This window comes from Bradyrhizobium sp. ISRA430 (genome assembly GCF_029909975.1).
Classification (GTDB): domain Bacteria; phylum Pseudomonadota; class Alphaproteobacteria; order Rhizobiales; family Xanthobacteraceae; genus Bradyrhizobium.
Window position 1 is genome coordinate 6,114,332 of record NZ_CP094516.1, and the last position, 16,505, is coordinate 6,130,836.

A 16,505-nucleotide genomic window follows, 5' to 3' on the forward strand; every position below is an offset into this window, starting at 1 on the left:
AGGACATGAACGCCAAGCCGAATGAAACCGTGATCGCCAACGCCAGGATCGTGCTGGCCGACCGGGTGATCGAACGGGGCTGGGTTGCCGTTGCGGACGGGAGCATCGCCGAGATCGGCGAGGGCAGGGCGCCCGCGGGCGCGGAGGATGCCGGCGGCGATCTGCTCACGCCCGGCCTGATCGAGCTCCACACCGACCATCTCGAGGCGCACTACGTGCCGCGCCCAAAGGTGTTCTGGGATCCGGTCGCGGCTGTCCTCTCCTATGACGGCCAGCTCGCCACTTCGGGCATCACCACCGTGCTCGATTCGCTGCGGGTCTGGCGCGAGGACGGCGCCGAGGAGGTCGATGGCCGAGCGGGCACGCTCGCGGCGGCGATCTCGGTCGCGCGCGAGAACAATCTGCTGCGCGCCGATCACTTCCTGCATCTGCGCTGCGAAATCCCGATGCCGAGCGTGGTCGAGGAGGCCAAGGAGCTGGTCGACCGCCCCGATGTGCGGCTGATGTCGCTGATGGACCACACTCCCGGCCAGCGCCAGTTCCGCGACGAGGTCAAGCTGCGCGACTATTATCGCGGCAAGGGCGGCGGCAAGACCGATGCCGAGCTCGACGCGCTGTTCGCGCGGCGCTTCGAGTACCAGAAGGCCTACGCCACGACCAACATGCGCGCGATCGTGGCGCTGGCGCATGAACATGGCATCCCGTTGGCGAGCCATGACGACACCACCGAGGAGAACGTCGCGGACGCCGTGCGCGACCGCGTGGCGGTGGCGGAATTCCCGACCACGATCGAGGCCGCGCGCGGGCTCCATCGGGCCGGCATCGATATCCTGATGGGCGCGCCCAACGTCGTGCGTGGCGGCTCGCACTCCGGCAACATCGCTGCGGTCGACCTCGCGCGCGAGGGTCTGCTCGACATCCTGTCGTCCGACTACATCCCCTCCAGCCTGCTGATGGCGGCACTGCAACTGCCGGAGCATGTGCCGGCGATCGATCTGCCCGCGGCGATCCGCACCGTGACCAAGGCCCCGGCGGACGCGGTCGGGCTCTCCGATCGCGGCGAGATTGCGATCGGCAAGCGCGCCGACCTGATCCGTGTACACCTTGCCGGCCGCGTTCCCGCGGTCCGCAGCGTCTGGCGTGAAGGAAGCCGCGTCGCATGAGCGAGATAGTGGCGATTGCGCAGGAGCAGGCGTCCGCGATCGGGCCGGGACGGCTTGTCCTCGTGGTCGGTCCGAGCGGCGCAGGCAAGGACACGTTGCTGCGGCTCGCACAAGCAGCCTGCATCGACGATCACAACGTCGCCTTCCCCCGCCGTGTCGTGACGCGGGAATCGTCGGTGGCCGAAGACAATTTGGCTGTCAGTCCCGACGAATTCCGGCGCGCCCTCGACCACGGCGATTTCGCCGTGCATTGGCAGGCGCACGGGCATTGCTACGCCCTGCCGCGCGAAATCAACGACGACATCCGTGCGGGTCGGACGGTCGTCATTAATGTCTCGCGCACGGTGATTGGCGAGCTGCGCGGCGCTTATGCCAATGTCGTGGTGGTCGCGATCACGGCGCCGCCGGACGTGCTGGCCCAGCGGCTCGCCGCGCGGGCACGACTCAGCGATGGCAACATCGCGGAGCGGCTCGCCCGCAGCGTCGAGGAGACGGCAGCGCAGGCAGATGTCACTATCGTCAATGCCGGCAGCGCCGAGTACCACGGCCGCCAGCTCGTGCGCGTGATCAGGAACGAAGGCTGGCACGAGTAGCGGCCGGCGCAACCAGGAGAATGGAATGTCGGTGATTGAAACGGTCGAACAACTCGAAGCCATCTACGGTGTCACCAACGACGCCTCGACCGTGAAAGTCGCCGACCATGTTACGCCGCTTTATCGCATCTTCATCGAGAAGGCGCCGTTCGCGGCACTCGCGACCATAGGGCCGGAGGGCATCGACTGCTCTCCGCGCGGCGATCTGCCCGGCTTCGTCCGGATTCATGATCCGAAGACACTGATGCTGCCGGATCGCCGCGGCAACAATCGGGTCGATTCCCTGCGCAACATCGTGCGCGATCCGCGCGTCGCGTTGATGTTCCTGATCCCCGGCTCGGGCAACGCGATCCGCGTCAACGGCCGTGCCCATCTCTCCGTCGATCCCGAGCTGCTGGCCTCTTTCAAGGTCGACGGCAAGGCGCCGCGCAGCGTCATGGTGATGACGGTGGAGGAGATTTATTTCCAGTGCGCCCGAGCCATCGTCCGCTCCGACCTCTGGAATCCCGACAGGCGCGTCGATCCGAAGACGCTGCCGACACCCGGCCAGATTCTCGCCGAGATGAGCCAGAACAAGGTCGGCGGCGAAGAATACGACCGCATCTGGCCCGAGCGCGCCGCGGCGACGATGTGGTAGTTTCCCTCTCCCCTTGTTGTGGGAGAGGGTGGCTCGCCGCAAAGCGGCGAGACGGGTGAGGGGTTTGTCGCCGCGCTTGACCTCTCGCGATCGAGTTCGCCGATAGAGACCCCTCATCCGGCGCTTCGCGCCACCTTCTCCCACAAGGGGAGAAGGGAAGAGAGATCGCAAATCGGCTCAATTAAACGCCATCCCGCCGCTGAGCGCGACCGTCTGTCCGGTCATGTAGGCGTTGTCGACCAGCAGCATCACGGCCTTGGCGACCTCGTCCGCGGTGCCGAAGCGGCCGAGCGGGATGCGGCTGACGAGTTGCGGCTGACCGCTCATCATGTCGGTCTCGATCAGCGAGGGTGCCACCGCATTGACGGTGATTCCTTCCTTCACCAGGCGTGCTGCATAGCCGCGCGTCAGACCCTCCACGCCGGCCTTCGACGCATTGTAGTGCGGCCCGATCGCGCCGGCGCCTCGCGCCGCACCGGAGGAGATGTTGACGATGCGGCCCCATTTCCGCGCGCGCATCGCCGGTAGCACCGCCTGCGTGCACAGGAAGGCGGATTTCAGGTTGACGAGCATCGTGCGGTCGAAATCGTCTTCGGTGAGATCATCGACGCCGCGCGTGATGGCGATGCCGGCATTGTTGACGAGGATGTCGACGGGGCCGAGCACCGCCGCTACGTGCTCGATCATTCCGGCGACGGCCTCGCGCTGCGACACGTCGGCGGCCACGGCGATTGCGCGACCGCCACGTTTGCTGATCTCGTTCGCCAATTGCTCGGCCTGTCCGATCCGCTCGCGGCAGTTGATTGCCACGGCCGCGCCGGCCTCGGCCAATGCGCGGCAGACCGCCGCGCCGATCCCGCGCGAGCCGCCGGTGACGAGCGCGGTATGCCCTTTCAAATTGTCCGCCATGTCCCGACCGTCCTTCTCGTTCGTCGCCTGCCGGTCAGACCGTACCACGCCGGTGGCTCGCCCGAATTGAACTCATCGCGAGATGAATCCAATTGCCGCCGTTTGCGCCGAGAGAAGCACCGATATGTGCGGGGTGCAAATATGGATAGCCATTTCATTGACCAATCGCGCCGATCGCTCGATATTCGAGGCATCGAAACTGCTCCCAGAGCCGAAGCCGCGACATGAGAAGCGATCACCAGCGTATTTGGGGCGACATGCATGAGTGCATGACGCGACGCTGTTTCTCCGCGGCGACCGGCGCCTGTTGTTGCTGACCGCAGCCGCCTAGCAATCCCCACCGCAAACAACCGACAGGAACGTCGCATCCGCGACGAACGAGCAGCCATGTCCCAAGCCCAGTCGAACGCCTACATCATCGAAATTCACGATCGCGCCGCCGGCATCATTACCCGGGATGCGCGCGGCTTCCGCTTCTTCTCATCCGAGCGCCTGTTCGACAGCCTCGAAGGTCGCCAGTTCCGCTCAGCTCGCGAGGCCGAGCGCGCCGCTCGCGCGGTGTTCTCGGAACGGCGTCAGCGGGCGAACTCTTCATTTCTCGCCATCTGAGCCGCCGGCTCGGGGCGTCTGGCGCGTGAGCCGGTGCACCTGCTCAACGCCGGCGGCGTGCCCTGGTGCGTGCCGCCTTCTTCGCGGCGGTGGAGCGGGCCTTGGCGCCCTTGGTGCGGCTGGCCTTGCGCGCGGCGGCCGAACGCGACGCGGCGCTGCGATGGCTCGCGGCGCGCTTGCCTTGCTTCGACAGCGCGCGGCGCGATGCGGCTGATCGCGGCTCCTTCTTCAGGACTCCTTCCACCGCGCGCGACACGCGCGGTCGCTTCTTCGGATGCCGCTTGCCCTGGCCGGCCTCATAGGCGTATTTGGCGCTGCGGCGCGTAGCCTTCTTGGTCCGCCCTTTGCGTGGCGGCGGCAGATCGACGCCGGCGCGCCGCGCCTCGGAGAGACCGATGGCGATGGCCTGGCGCGTCGAGCGCGCGCCATGCTTGCCCTTCCTGATCTTGTCGATCTCGTCCTTGACGAATTCGCCGGCCTGCGTGCTCGGCGACTTGCCCGTGCGCTTGTCCTGCTTGGCTTTGCGAACGACTTCCTGTCTTGGCATGGGTCGAGTTCCCCTTTGGATTTACAGGGATATCTGACCGCAACGCATCAGACGGAAGATTGATCCGTCTCAGTTCCTCAGCGCCGCCAGCAATTCGTCGGGACGCTCGGCCATGATCATGTGGCCTGCGCCCGGCACCACGACGGTCCTCGCATGCGGGATCGCCGCCGCGAGCGCCTTGCCGGCCTTCGCCGGCGTCATCATGTCCCGTTCGCCCAGGATGAGCGTGGTCGGCACCTTGACGCTGGCGGCAGCGGTGAGGGCATTCGTATAGGAATTGCAGGCGGATAGGTCCCTGAACAGCACGTCCGGCTCGCAAGCTTTAAGCACCGCCTGCGCGCCGCCATGCATCCACAGGCCCGGCGCGAGGCTGCCGCCGAGCTCGGCCTTGAAGCCGAGACCCCAGATCGAGACCATGTCGATGGCATCCTGATCGTTGGCTTCGGCGGCCTTTAGGAGATCCGGTCCGACCGTCATGGTCGCGGCGGTGCCGATCAGGCTCAGCGCGGAGACCCTGTCGGGATGCCGCGCGGCGGTCTCCAGCGAGATCAGCGATCCCATGGAGTGGCCGATCAGATGCGCCTTGGCCGCGCCGGCGGCGTCGAGCAGCGCAGCCGTCCAGTCAGCCATCTCCGCGATGCCTGGGAGCGAGGGGCCGGCCGAACGGCCATGGCCGGGCAGGTCAGGCGCCAGCACGCCAAACCCATGGTGCGCGAACCAGCGCGTGTGCAGCGCCCAGGTCGAATGGTCGAAGCCTGCGCCATGGATGAACACCACCGCGGGCAGGGACTTGTCGAATTCGCGGCCGCCGGTCGCGACAAACACCTCGGCGCCGTTGACGGAGAGCTTCATGGCTTCAGACCTTTTGCGAGATGCGCAGCGCTTGGGCGAGATCGTCAATGATGTCGGAGGCCGTCTCGATGCCGACCGACAACCGCACCAGCTCCTCGCCGACGCCGGCGGCCTTGAGCTGCTCGGCATCCATCTGCTGATGCGTGGTGCTGGCGGGATGGATCACCAGCGTCTTGGCATCGCCGACATTGGCGAGATGGCTGATCATGCGCAGCGACTCGATGAATTTGCGGCCGGCGGCTCGCCCGCCCTTGATGCCGAAGGAGACGATCGAGCCGGCGCCGCGCGGCAGAAGCTGCTTGGCAAGCCGGTAGTCGGGGTGATTCTCCAGCGAAGGGTGCAGCACCCAGTCGACCGCCTTGTTGGCCTTCAGCGCCTCCAGCACCAGATGCGTGTTCTGCATGTGGCGGTCCATGCGCACGCCGAGCGTCTCCACGCCCTGCAGGAGCTGGAACGCATTGGTCGGCGACAGGCAGGCGCCGAAATCGCGCAAGCCCTCCGTGCGTGCGCGCATGATGAAGGCGGCGGTGCCGAATTGCTCGTCGAAGACGATGCCGTGATAGCCGCCATAGGGCTCCGTCAGCACGCCGAACTTGGCCGACGCGCGCCAGTCGAAGCGGCCGCCGTCGATGACGGCGCCGCCGATCGCGATGCCGTGTCCGCCGATCCATTTGGTCGCCGAATGCATGACGATGTCGGCCCCTAGCTCGATCGGGCGGCTGAGATAGGGCGTGGCAAAGGTGTTGTCGATCAGCAGGGGGATTTTCGCATCATGCGCGATGGCCGCGACCTTCGGAATGTCCAGCACCTCGAGCCCGGGATTGCCGATGGTCTCGCCGATCACGAGTTTTGTGTTCGGCTTGAGCGCCGAGCGGAAGGCGTCGAGGTCGCGTGGCTTCACGAATGTCGTGGTGATGCCGAAGCGTGGCAGCGTGTGCGCGAGCAGGTTGATCGTGCCGCCATAGAGCGAGCTCGACGCCACGATGTGGTCGCCGGCATTGAGGAGCGTGGCGATGGCCAGATGCATCGCCGCCTGACCGCTTGCGGTGCAGATTGCGCCAACGCCGCCTTCCAGCGCCGCGAGACGCTCCTCGAGCACGCCCGTGGTCGGATTGGAGATGCGGGTATAGATGTGGCCGGCCCGCTCGAGGTTGAACAGCGCCGCCGCGTGATCGGAATCCTGGAACACGTAGGACGTGGTCTGGTAGATCGGCACCGCTCGGGCGCCGGTCACTGGATCCGGATGCTGGCCCGCATGCAGGCTCAGGGTCTCAAAGGCTGGCGGCTTGGGCGCGGGCATGCGTGGCCTCGTTGGTCGGTCGAGAGAGGCGGCCCTTGTGCCACAAATCGGCGCGCCGCGTCAGCCCATTGACAGCGCGGTGCGACGCCGCGCAGCGCTAGCCAAACCCACTCCGGATGTTCTGCTCGATGGCGCGGGCCTCGCGCAGCAGGATGTCCACGACTTCCTGCTCACGGCGGGGGCCGAGCCGCGTCCGCACGGCGGAGACGGTCATTGCCGCGGCGGGCCGCCCGTCGGGAGTCTTGATCCAGGTGGAGATCGATTTCGTGCCCTGCACCAAGCCGATCTCGCGCAAATTGTATCCCCGCCGCCGCGCTGCGGTGACCTGGGCGAGCACGGTCGCGACATCGGTGCGGTAGGCGTCGAACCGCTTCTCGTTGGCCGCGACGACTTTTCGCGCGTCCTGCGCCGCCATTGCGGCAAGGATCGCGACGCCCGCGCTGCTGACGCCGAGCGGCCGGCGCGCGCCGACCTCGATCGATAGCACCTGGATCGGATAGGCGCCGATCCTGCGGTCGACGCACAGCGTGTCGTTTCCGGTCCGCACCGTCAGGAACAGCGTGTCGCCGATGTCGGCGGATGCGCGCCGCAGCGAAGGGCCTGCCGCAACCAGCAGCGGCGAAGGCCGGGCGCGGGCCAGCGCCAATTCCGGCACTTGGTTGCCGATCGCGTAACGGCCGGTCTTGCCCTGCCGTTCGACTATACCTTCCTCGATCAGCACGTGGACGATGCGATGCACCGTCGGACGGGTGAGGCCGGTGACCTGCACGACCTCGGTCAGCGGCACACCGTCCTCGCGGCCTGCGGCAAGAATGCGCAGCACCGCGAGCGCGCGCCGGATCGCCTGCGCGCCCCGTCGCGGTTCCGCGGAGAGGCCGGGTGTCTTGTCCATAATATGGACAAGAACCGCATAATTCGGTCGACAGGTAAAGTCCGGAATCGACACATTGCGTTGGATCGGAGGCGCTGCGCACGGCGCCGATGGACTTTTGAGAAGAGGGCGGCCCCGGATCCGCTCGTGGGAGGCTGAGATGAGACTGCTCTGGATAGCCATGGCTGCGGTGGCGGCGATGCTGGCGGGTCCCGCGTCGGGCCAGCAATGGCCGGCGCGCAATGTCAAGCTGATCGTGCCCTATCCGGCCGGCGGCAATGTCGACAGCGCGGCTCGCATTGTCGCCGACAAGCTTCAGGAGCGGCTCGGCCAGCCCTTCATCATCGAGAACAAGGCCGGTGCCGGCGGCATGATCGCTGGCGAAGCCTTCGCGAAATCGCCGAACGACGGCTACACGCTGTTCGTCGGCGCCAACGGTCCGGTGCTGTTCGCGACCGAGATCAACAAGCGCGACGCCTATAGCTGGAAGCGGGATTTCCTCCCCATCTCGACCATCTCGATGACGCCGCTGGTGCTCGAGGTCCACCCATCCGTCCAGGCTGCGAACTTCAAGGAGTTTCTCGACCTTGCCAAGCGCGAGCCTGGCAAGCTGACGATGGCCTCGCCCGGTCCGGGAACCACCAACCATCTCCTCAGCGAATTGATGCAGTCCAGCCTTGGCCTGCAATGGGTCACCGCGCATTACCGCGGCAATGCGCCGGCGACCAACGACCTGCTCGGCGGCCAGGTGCAGTTCGCCTTCGACCAGCTTTCGGTCAGCCTGCAATACATCAAGACCGGCCTGTTCCGCGCGCTTGCCGTCACCAGCCCGCATCGCCTGAAAGCGCTGCCTGACGTGCCGACCTTCGCCGAGCTTGGCTACAAGGATTTCGATGCCCAGACCTTCACCGGCCTGTTCGCGCCTGCCGGCACGCCGGCGCCGGTCGTGGACAAGCTGCATGAGACGCTGGTGGCGATCCTCAAAGACCCCGGCGTGGTGGACAAGTTCGACAAGCTCGGAGCGGAAGCGGTTCCGATGACGCCGGCCGAGTTCACGGCCTATCTGGAGCGCGAGGATGCCAAGTGGATTCCGATCGTGCGCAAGGCCAACATCAGGGCTGACTGAGCGATGCAGATCGATCCTAGCGATCTCGGCGCAGAGCGCATCTATCGGCTGATGACCGGCATCGTGGTGCCGCGCCCGATCGCCTGGGTGACCAGCCTGTCGCGGAACGGCGTGCTCAATCTCGCGCCTTTCAGCGCCTTCACCTTCGTCTCGCAGAAGCCGCCGATGCTCGCCATCAGCGTCGGCCGCAAGGGAAGCGACTACAAGGACACCGCGCACAACATCCTCGATACCGAGGAATACGTGATTCACATCGCCGACACTCCGCTGATGAATGCGGTGCACGACAGCTCCATCGAGCATCCGCCCGAGGTCAGCGAGGTCGAGGCGCTTGGCCTCGAGACGCATCCCAGCGAGCGCATCAAGGTGCCGCGGCTCGCCGCCGCGCCGGTCGCGATGGAATGCCGCTTCCGGCAGTGCCTCGAATTCGGAGAAGCCCGCAGCCGGCTCATCGTCGGCGAGGTCGTGATGTTCCACCTCCGCGACGGCCTTCTGACCAACGGCAAGGTCGAGACCGAGGCGCTCGACCCGATCGCCCGCATTGGCGGGCCGCGCTATGCCCGTCTCGGCGAGATCGTGACGCTGCACACCGTCTTCCAGACTCCGAAATCGACCGATTGAGCGCGGGCCGGCGCATACCCGTCGCGCCGCCTGAATAATTTGGGAGAACGACAATGCGACTGCTGAGCTATCAGGTGGACGGGGAGCTGCGTTACGGCGCGGCCGTCGAAGGCGGTATCGTCGATCTGACCAGGCGGATTGGCCGGGACTTCTCCGATGTGAAGGCGCTGATTGCGGCCAATGCGCTCGCCGATGCGCAAGAAGCGGTGGCCGGGCAGAAGCCCGACTATGCGCTTGCGGACCTGGTCCTGCTCCCGCCGGTGCTCGCGCCGGAAAAGCTCTGGTGCATCGGCGTCAACTACGCCGAGCGCAACGCGGAATACAAAGACAATTCCGATCTGCCAAAATATCCGAGCCTGTTCGTGCGCAGCATGTCCTCGATGACCGGCTCTGGCCAGTCGATCGAGAAGCCGAACGTGTCGGAGCAGCTTGATTACGAGGGCGAGCTGGTCATCGTGATCGGCCAAGGCGGCCGACACATTCCACGCGAAAAAGCCTGGTCGCACATCTTCGGCATGACGCTGTGCAACGAGGGCACCGTGCGGGATTGGCTGCGCCACGGCAAGTTCAACGTCACGCAGGGCAAGAATTTCGATCGCTCCGGCAGCATCGGCCCGTGGATCGTCACGGCGGACGAGCTCGATCCGCGCGGTCCGCACGACATCGTCACGCGCGTGAACGGCGAGGTGCGCCAGCAGGATACGACCGAACGGCTGATGTTCCCGTTCGACTTCCTGATCTCCTATCTCTCCACCTTCGCCACGCTGAAGCCGGGCGACATGATCGTGACGGGCACGCCGACCGGGGCCGGCGCGCGTTTTGATCCACCACGATGGCTTAAGGTCGGCGACGTCGTCGAGGTCGAGTCGCGCCGCATCGGCGTGCTCAGCAATACAGTGGCGGCGGAGAGTTAAGCCGTGCTCGATGTCGCCACGATTGAACGTCTCGCCAACAGCCTGGACGAGGCCGAGCGCACCAAGACGCTGATCCCGATGTTTTCGAAGGACCATCCCGGCATCACCATCGCGGACGCCTATGCCATCCAGCGCGCCTGGACCAAGCTCCAGCTCGGCCGCGGCCGCGTCATCAGGGGTCACAAGATCGGCCTGACCTCGAAGGCGATGCAGAATGCGGTCGGCATCACTGAGCCCGATTACGGCGTGCTGTTCGCCGACATGTTCTATGCGGACGCCGGCCCCATTCCGTTCGATCGCTTTCACGCGCCAAGAATCGAGGTCGAGCTCGCCTTCGTGCTGAAAGCGCCGCTGCGCGGGCCGGACTGCACCATCTTCGACGTGCTCAACGCCTCCGACTACGTGACGCCGGCGCTCGAGATCCTGGAGACGCGCATGCACCGCGTCGATCCCGAAACCGGCAAGACCCGCAAGGTCATGGACACGATCTCGGACAATGCCGCGAACGCCGCGCTCGTGCTGGGCGGGCGGCCGTTCCGCCCGATGGATGCCGACTTGCGCTGGATCGGCGCGCTCTTGTTCCGCAACGGCGAGGTCGAGGAGACCGGGCTTGCCGCCGGCGTGCTCAACCATCCCGCCAACGGGATCGCCTGGCTCGCCAACCGGCTCGCGCCACACGACGAATATCTCGCCGCCGGCGAGGTCGTGCTGGCGGGATCGTTCACGCGGCCGGTCGACATCCGCCGCGGCGACACGTTCCACGCCGACTATGGCGGGTTCGGTTCGGTGTCGTGCCAGTTTGTCTGAACCAACAAGCAAGAGGAAGCGAACGATGACGGGTCATACGCGGCGCAAGAGCATTCACATCGGCGGCTTCAAGCACGCCAATCCGATTCCGAACGCCTGCCGTATCGGCAATCTCGTGATGTCGGGCGTCATCCTCGGCCGCGATGGCGCGACCGGCTCCATGCCGGAGAGCCTGGAGGCCCAATGCGCCAACATGTTCGCGCATATGAAGGCGACGGTGGAGGCCGCCGGCGGCACCACCGATGACATCATCAAGATGACGGTGTGGCTGAAGGATCGCTCGCAGCGCGGCCCGGTCAACGCCGAGTGGTTGAAGATGTTTCCGGACGAACATTCGCGCCCGGCGCGCCACGCGCTGCCGATGGACAACATGGATGGCGGCGCGCTGGTGCAGTGCGACTTCACCGCCGTGATCGACTGAAGGAGCATTGCGCATGCCGACCTATCTGCCGTTCGACCCCAATCCGCGCCGCCCGCTCAAGGCGCCGCCGCCGAAGACAGTCGACAGCCAGTTTCACGTGCTGGGTCCGCTGGACAAATATCCGATCCGCCCCGGTGCGGCCTATCAGATGCCGTCGGCGACTTGGGAGGCGGCGCTGCGCATGCACAAGACGCTCGGCATCGAGCGCGGCATCATCGTGCAGACCACGACCTATGGCGCGGATCATTCCGTTGTGCTCGACGGGCTCGCCGCCATGGGACCGAACTATCGCGGCTGCGCCAACGCCTTGGTCTTCGCCGAAGCGAGCGACGCGTACCTTGCGAAGCTGGATGACGCAGGCGTCCGCGGCGCGCGCTTCAGCTTTCGCCAGGAACTCGGCGCCGTGCTCTCGGATCAGGACTTCGCCCGTGCGATTGCGCGAATCCGCGAGCTCGGCTGGTATGTCAAGATCCAACCCGAGAAGGACGGCATCGTCTCAAGCGTCGCGAAGTACGAGAAGCTCGATGTGCCCGTGCTGATTGACCACATGGCGCGGCCCGAGCCCGTGCGCGGCAAGGACGACCCCAATCTGCGCAAGATGCTCGAGCTGCTCGCCAAGGGCAATTTCTGGGTCATGTTGTCGCTTGGCGAGAAGACCTCGCAGGCCGGCCCTCCTTACGACGACGTGATCCCGATCGCGCGCAGCTATATCGAGGCCGCACCCGACCGTTGCGTCTGGGCCAGCGACTGGCCGCATCCGGTCTCGGTGAAGCAGCCGCCCAATGATGCCGACCTGATCGAACTGATGTACCGCTATGCCCCGGACCAGGCGACGCTGGAAAAGATCATGGTGCACAATCCGGCCAAGCTGTTCGGCTTTCCGGATTAGAGCGTGACGAAATTAGGTCGCGGCGGCAAATTCGATATCGTCCTGGCTTTTGCCAGGACGACAGCGGAGTGTTTAGCGCGAGTGCGCCTTCGTCTTCGCCGATATCAACATCTTCGCTTCAAGGCGCCCCCAGCCTGTCGCGCACCTCGGCAGCGATCTCGAAGGAGCGAAGCCGCGCGGCGTGATCGTAGATCTGTCCCGTCGTCATCAATTCGTCCGCGCCGGTCTGATCGATCAACGCCTTCAGCCCGCGCTCGATGACTGCGGGCGAGCCGACTACGGAGCAGGCGAGCGACTGGCCGACGCCGGCCTTCTCCGCAGGCGACCATAACGCGTCCATGTCGTCGACCGGCGGCGGAAGGGGCCCAGGCGTGCCGCGGCGCAAATTGATGAACTGCTGCTGCAGCGAGGAGAACATGCGCTGCGCATCAGTGTCGCTGTCGGCGGCGAACACGTTGACGCCGATCATCGCATAGGGCCGGTCGAGCTGCGCGGACGGCTCGAAGCGCGACCGGTATTCGCTCAGCGCCTGCATCATCATGCCAGGTGCGAAGTGCGAGGCGAACGCGAAGGGCAGGCCAAGCATCGCCGCGAGCTGTGCGCCGAACGTGCTCGAGCCGAGGATCCAGAGCGGCACCTTGAGCCCCATGCCGGGCACGGCGCGGATGGCCTGGTTTGGCTGCACGTCGCCGAGCAGCGCCTGCAATTCCAAGACGTCATGCGGAAAATTTTCGGCAGCCGTGGCGAGGTCGCGCCGCAGCGCTCGCGCGGTGAACTGGTCAGTGCCCGGTGCACGCCCGAGCCCGAGATCGATCCGCCCCGGATACAGCGACTCCAGCGTGCCGAACTGCTCAGCGATGATCAGAGGCGAATGGTTCGGCAGCATGATGCCGCCGGAGCCGACGCGGATCGTCTTGGTGCCGCCTGCGACATGGGCGATCACCACCGACGTCGCGGCGCTGGCGATGCCGGTCATGTTGTGATGCTCGGCCAGCCAGAACCGTTTGTAGCCCCAAGCCTCGGCATGCTGGGCGAGATCGAGCGAATTGGCAAACGCCTGCGCCGCATCGCCACCTTGGCGGATGGGGGCGAGGTCGAGCACGGAGAATGGGATCATGCGAGGACACCGGAGTTGCGCAATTATGCGCGCTTGTAAGCTTAACATGTAGTGTCCGCGGCACGCGGCCGGTCACCCATTTGGGCAACGACGCCATCCAAAATTGCTGTGCATGGTATAAGAGTGGTGCTGCCGGGCAGGATTGAGCTGTCGACCTTTCCATTGCCAATGGAGAGGGTACCAATGCCTTGGTCTCGGGAAGGCCTTATAGGCGGCGAATAAGAGCTTTTGACCAACTCATACATGCTTCGATCGCCCAGTCGGACTGAACTGGATTCAGGGCGGGCGCAAACGAATCTCCTGCACCATGACCCAACGGATTGCGGACTTTCGCAAAGAAGGCCTTTAGCGCGTCAGCCTCCCATCCCCCAATCAGAGACCCGCGGACAAGATTGTCAATGTAGTTCGCCGCACCTCTCTCCTTTCCAGTTGATAGATTCCTATCGTTCGAAATGATTTTGATGGTGCTTTCCAAGGCCTTTGCCGCGTGGAACGGGGCATCGCCCAAACCGTTGTCGCGACGGTCGAAGGCTTCTTTCATCTCCAAATCAACATTCCTCCATTTGGGGTCGGCAACCAACTCCCAGAAGGGGATCTCGATTGTTTCCGCAGAGAGGGCATCGTCAGCGAGCTGAATGAAGCCGTTGTGATAGTGAAGCCTAGTTTCGGCCTGACGAAAGCGCTCGTTCAGCTCGATGACAGAATCCGAATAGAGTATGTTTTGGCGCTTGTTGATCTCGATTAGGTGTTCCGCGGGATCGCCCGGCAAGACGAGCCGGCCGGTGCTCCGTCGGCGTCGTTCTCTCTCGGATTTGACGGCGTTCGGCAGGGCGGCGTTCGACGCCGCAACTTCATCGCCGCACTTGCGAAAACCGATCTCAATCAAACTAATCCGCTCCTTGATAAAGCGGTCGGCAGTAATGCCTGTATTCGGATCGAAGTTCTGCAATATCCAATTTTTGCAAATGTAGTCGTATTCCCAGGTGCCTGACATAAAAGCCCCCGAGGGGGCCGTGAATGCATAAGCAACGGGGGAAAGAGAATCTAATCCCAATTCCATCGATATACTTGATTGCAAGTCTTGCCAAAACGCCTTGCCGCCGGCGTCAACTCTACCATTCGAGTCATAGTAGGGGCGTAGCTGATCAAGCAGAATTCGAAAGCCCTGTACGATGAGGCGTCGTTCGGGGACGCCAAACGCGTGCCATATCTTGGTTTTTGAGTATCGGTTCGCAAAGATGTCAGTAAGCATTTGCTGCGTCCGCTCTGGCTTCTGGCTGCTCGGAAGACGCGATAATCAGTTGCGACGCACTTAGGCGCGCACAGCGCAACGCCAACCTCGCCGACGCCCGAATCCCAGCCTCGTCAGCCGAATAATGTCGCGATTCGCCCGATAGCGCTATCCGTAGCTCATGTATCGACACTTGTCCGCCTGGAGCAACAATCTCCAAAAGAAGCCGTCGTAGCGGACGCAGGCGTTGGCTAGGATGGTCCTTGTGAGGCGTTTGAGAATCTCGCAACTGCATTCTGAACTACCGCCAAGGCAGCCTTCAAAATGCGAACATCCTCCCCACCGAATCTGATTCCCAATTGATGAGCTTTGTGGGGGTGCGCCAGATTTATGCGCTGTGCTCCATTGACGCCGAACAGCCGCTTCGAAACTGTTGAGCGATCTTCGTCGAAATATGCTTCGAATGCAGGCCAGTTGTCTCGGAGTATCTCGATAATATCGGCAAAGTAGGCATTACTGTACACGAAGCGTTGAATCTTTTCGTCCCAGAGCTTCTTCCTGACGCGCTCGGGCAGAAATTCATCAAGCGAATTCGAGGAGCTCTTCCGGATGAGGACGTCATATACAAACTGTCCCAACATTCTCTCGAGTGTCGCGAAGCGGTCGTAAGCGTCGGCCCGATCTCTCTCCTTTGATCGCGCTTCCTTATCGATAAAATCAATAAGATTTGCAGCGAACTCTCGATTCTCTTGGATTCCGGCGACATATCCTCCCGGAGATTCGTATCCTTCCTTCAGAAGACTAACTGAGAGAAGTATTTGAAGCTCCCGTCCTCGTCGGCGTCGTACAGCCACAGCATTCCGTCGTCCGGGAATGCCCGATGTGAAGAAATCGCTCTTGCCATCAACTAAGAAGTGCAGTGGAGATGCTTCAATAATTGGAAAGGAGCCAGCTTCGTAGTCCAATAAATAGGCGCCGTGTCCGACAAGCTTGTGAACGCCGTCAAACAATTCAGGATCATTCAAAGAATTATCTTCGTTGTTGAACTCGCATACATATGGGGAACTGTGTGAGGAGGTTGCGAGGAGTTCGCTGCCTACCTTCGTGTCCGTGGGATTGCAGCCGAAGCTTCTTAAGAGATCCTCCATTCCCTCCGGAGCTTGCTTTGTGGTTAGGCTGTGACGCATTCCACCGACTTGGAAGAGAATGGGGCATCCCTCAGAAGCTTTTTCTTTGATCCGTTGCAGCAGACGGGGCGCATCAGATCCAACTTGACGCAGAGTGACATAATCACCGAGGCAAATGATTATCTCTGCCTCAGCAACGGCGGCCCACACTCGTTCGAGCCATTTTTGTCCATCCGTTTGACCATCGAAGAAGGGCAATCGACGAACAGGTCGAGACATTCGTTGTCGCGCAAGTTCCGTAAACTGGCTCGCCCGGTCGTTGTATGAGGTGTAAATCGGATCGAATATCAGGGCGGTCATGGTGGTATAAGCATGTAGGACTACGAGTCTTGGCAAACTTCTGACTTAGATAATGCCGCAAGAGCAAACCAAAGCATATAGGATGAATAGAGACCAGCGAACCCATCAAAATCGCCAGCCCATGTCGACCCGTCGGGCAAAACACCTGCCCAATGAAAAAAACCGTCAAGCCTCTTCCACAAAAAAGATTCTGCTTTACAGAAATTCGGAATTACAGTATGCGTCCCCCATTCCGGTCCATGAAGAGGGGCGATCGTACGTCGTAACGAACGTGGATCGGGGTGCGGTGGACGCGGCAGCGTCGGGCACGCGAATGCGGGACCAGGGCGAGATGAACCTCGTGAGGTCCTTCTGCGTGCGGACGAACGGCGCCTGTGTCCGGTGAAGCTCTTTGGGCGGAGCCGGATGGCT

Annotated in this window: 18 protein-coding genes; 10 read left to right on the plus strand and 8 right to left on the minus strand. The window is 63.5% G+C overall.

What is annotated here, in order from left to right; genetic code table 11:
- The first annotated feature begins 5 nt into the window (after positions 1-5).
- Genes MTX21_RS28955 through MTX21_RS28965 form a run of 3 tightly spaced genes read left to right on the plus strand, consistent with a single transcriptional unit; the run spans position 6 to position 2,393 of the window.
- Positions 6-1,163: an alpha-D-ribose 1-methylphosphonate 5-triphosphate diphosphatase gene (locus MTX21_RS28955; RefSeq protein WP_280968039.1), complete on the plus strand. Its 1,158-nt coding sequence runs from the start codon at positions 6-8 to the stop codon at positions 1,161-1,163.
- Positions 1,160-1,756, plus strand: coding sequence for a phosphonate metabolism protein/1,5-bisphosphokinase (PRPP-forming) PhnN (gene phnN, locus MTX21_RS28960; protein WP_280968040.1), 597 nt, complete (start codon positions 1,160-1,162; stop codon positions 1,754-1,756). The genes MTX21_RS28955 and phnN overlap by 4 nt, the downstream gene beginning before the upstream one ends.
- 25 nt (positions 1,757-1,781) lie before the next feature.
- Complete coding sequence (locus MTX21_RS28965) at positions 1,782-2,393, plus strand: pyridoxamine 5'-phosphate oxidase family protein (RefSeq protein ID WP_280968041.1); 612 nt, start codon at positions 1,782-1,784, stop codon at positions 2,391-2,393.
- Between the two features lie 177 nt (positions 2,394-2,570).
- Here MTX21_RS28965 and MTX21_RS28970 read toward each other — a convergent pair whose 3' ends face one another.
- On the minus strand, positions 2,571-3,302 hold the full coding sequence (locus tag MTX21_RS28970) for an SDR family NAD(P)-dependent oxidoreductase (protein WP_280968042.1): 732 nt from the start codon (positions 3,300-3,302) through the stop codon (positions 2,571-2,573).
- A 387-nt stretch (positions 3,303-3,689) separates the two neighbouring features.
- On the opposite strand from MTX21_RS28970, the gene MTX21_RS28975 reads away from it, so the two are divergent.
- Complete coding sequence (locus MTX21_RS28975; protein WP_280968043.1) at positions 3,690-3,911, plus strand: hypothetical protein; 222 nt, start codon at positions 3,690-3,692, stop codon at positions 3,909-3,911.
- 43 nt (positions 3,912-3,954) lie between these two features.
- Here MTX21_RS28975 and MTX21_RS28980 read toward each other — a convergent pair whose 3' ends face one another.
- From MTX21_RS28980 to MTX21_RS28995, 4 genes are all read right to left on the minus strand, one after another.
- Complete coding sequence (locus MTX21_RS28980) at positions 3,955-4,458, minus strand: DUF6496 domain-containing protein (protein ID WP_280968044.1); 504 nt, start codon at positions 4,456-4,458, stop codon at positions 3,955-3,957.
- 69 nt (positions 4,459-4,527) lie between these two features.
- Positions 4,528-5,310, minus strand: coding sequence for an alpha/beta hydrolase (locus MTX21_RS28985; protein ID WP_280968045.1), 783 nt, complete (start codon positions 5,308-5,310; stop codon positions 4,528-4,530).
- Positions 5,311-5,314: 4 nt separating this feature from the next.
- Positions 5,315-6,610, minus strand: coding sequence for an O-acetylhomoserine aminocarboxypropyltransferase (locus MTX21_RS28990; RefSeq protein ID WP_280968046.1), 1,296 nt, complete (start codon positions 6,608-6,610; stop codon positions 5,315-5,317).
- A gap of 97 nt (positions 6,611-6,707) precedes the next feature.
- Positions 6,708-7,502: an IclR family transcriptional regulator gene (locus tag MTX21_RS28995; RefSeq protein ID WP_280968047.1), complete on the minus strand. Its 795-nt coding sequence runs from the start codon at positions 7,500-7,502 to the stop codon at positions 6,708-6,710.
- A gap of 139 nt (positions 7,503-7,641) precedes the next feature.
- Between MTX21_RS28995 and MTX21_RS29000 the strand changes: the two genes are divergently transcribed.
- Genes MTX21_RS29000 through MTX21_RS29025 form a run of 6 tightly spaced genes read left to right on the plus strand, consistent with a single transcriptional unit; the run spans position 7,642 to position 12,259 of the window.
- Complete coding sequence (locus tag MTX21_RS29000; protein WP_280968048.1) at positions 7,642-8,607, plus strand: tripartite tricarboxylate transporter substrate binding protein; 966 nt, start codon at positions 7,642-7,644, stop codon at positions 8,605-8,607.
- Between the two features lie 3 nt (positions 8,608-8,610).
- Positions 8,611-9,228, plus strand: a complete 618-nt coding sequence (locus tag MTX21_RS29005) for a flavin reductase family protein (protein ID WP_280968049.1) — start codon at positions 8,611-8,613, stop codon at positions 9,226-9,228.
- A 53-nt stretch (positions 9,229-9,281) separates the two neighbouring features.
- The gene (locus MTX21_RS29010) at positions 9,282-10,142 is read left to right on the plus strand and encodes a fumarylacetoacetate hydrolase family protein (RefSeq protein ID WP_280968050.1); all 861 of its coding nucleotides are present in this window, start codon (positions 9,282-9,284) and stop codon (positions 10,140-10,142) included.
- A gap of 3 nt (positions 10,143-10,145) precedes the next feature.
- On the plus strand, positions 10,146-10,949 hold the full coding sequence (hpaH, locus tag MTX21_RS29015; RefSeq protein ID WP_280968051.1) for a 2-oxo-hept-4-ene-1,7-dioate hydratase: 804 nt from the start codon (positions 10,146-10,148) through the stop codon (positions 10,947-10,949).
- Positions 10,950-10,974: 25 nt separating this feature from the next.
- Positions 10,975-11,370, plus strand: coding sequence for a RidA family protein (locus MTX21_RS29020; protein WP_280968052.1), 396 nt, complete (start codon positions 10,975-10,977; stop codon positions 11,368-11,370).
- 13 nt (positions 11,371-11,383) lie between these two features.
- Positions 11,384-12,259, plus strand: a complete 876-nt coding sequence (locus MTX21_RS29025; RefSeq protein WP_280968053.1) for an amidohydrolase family protein — start codon at positions 11,384-11,386, stop codon at positions 12,257-12,259.
- Positions 12,260-12,377: 118 nt separating this feature from the next.
- Here the strand turns inward: MTX21_RS29025 and MTX21_RS29030 are convergent, their stop codons facing one another.
- The 3 genes from MTX21_RS29030 to MTX21_RS29040 all read right to left on the minus strand — a co-directional run bounded on the left by MTX21_RS29030 (position 12,378) and on the right by MTX21_RS29040 (position 16,094).
- The gene (locus MTX21_RS29030; protein ID WP_280968054.1) at positions 12,378-13,376 is read right to left on the minus strand and encodes an LLM class flavin-dependent oxidoreductase; all 999 of its coding nucleotides are present in this window, start codon (positions 13,374-13,376) and stop codon (positions 12,378-12,380) included.
- Between the two features lie 205 nt (positions 13,377-13,581).
- Positions 13,582-14,628: a hypothetical protein gene (locus MTX21_RS29035; protein ID WP_280968055.1), complete on the minus strand. Its 1,047-nt coding sequence runs from the start codon at positions 14,626-14,628 to the stop codon at positions 13,582-13,584.
- Positions 14,629-14,858: 230 nt separating this feature from the next.
- Positions 14,859-16,094, minus strand: a complete 1,236-nt coding sequence (locus MTX21_RS29040; RefSeq protein ID WP_280968056.1) for a hypothetical protein — start codon at positions 16,092-16,094, stop codon at positions 14,859-14,861.
- Positions 16,095-16,505: the final 411 nt, after the last annotated feature.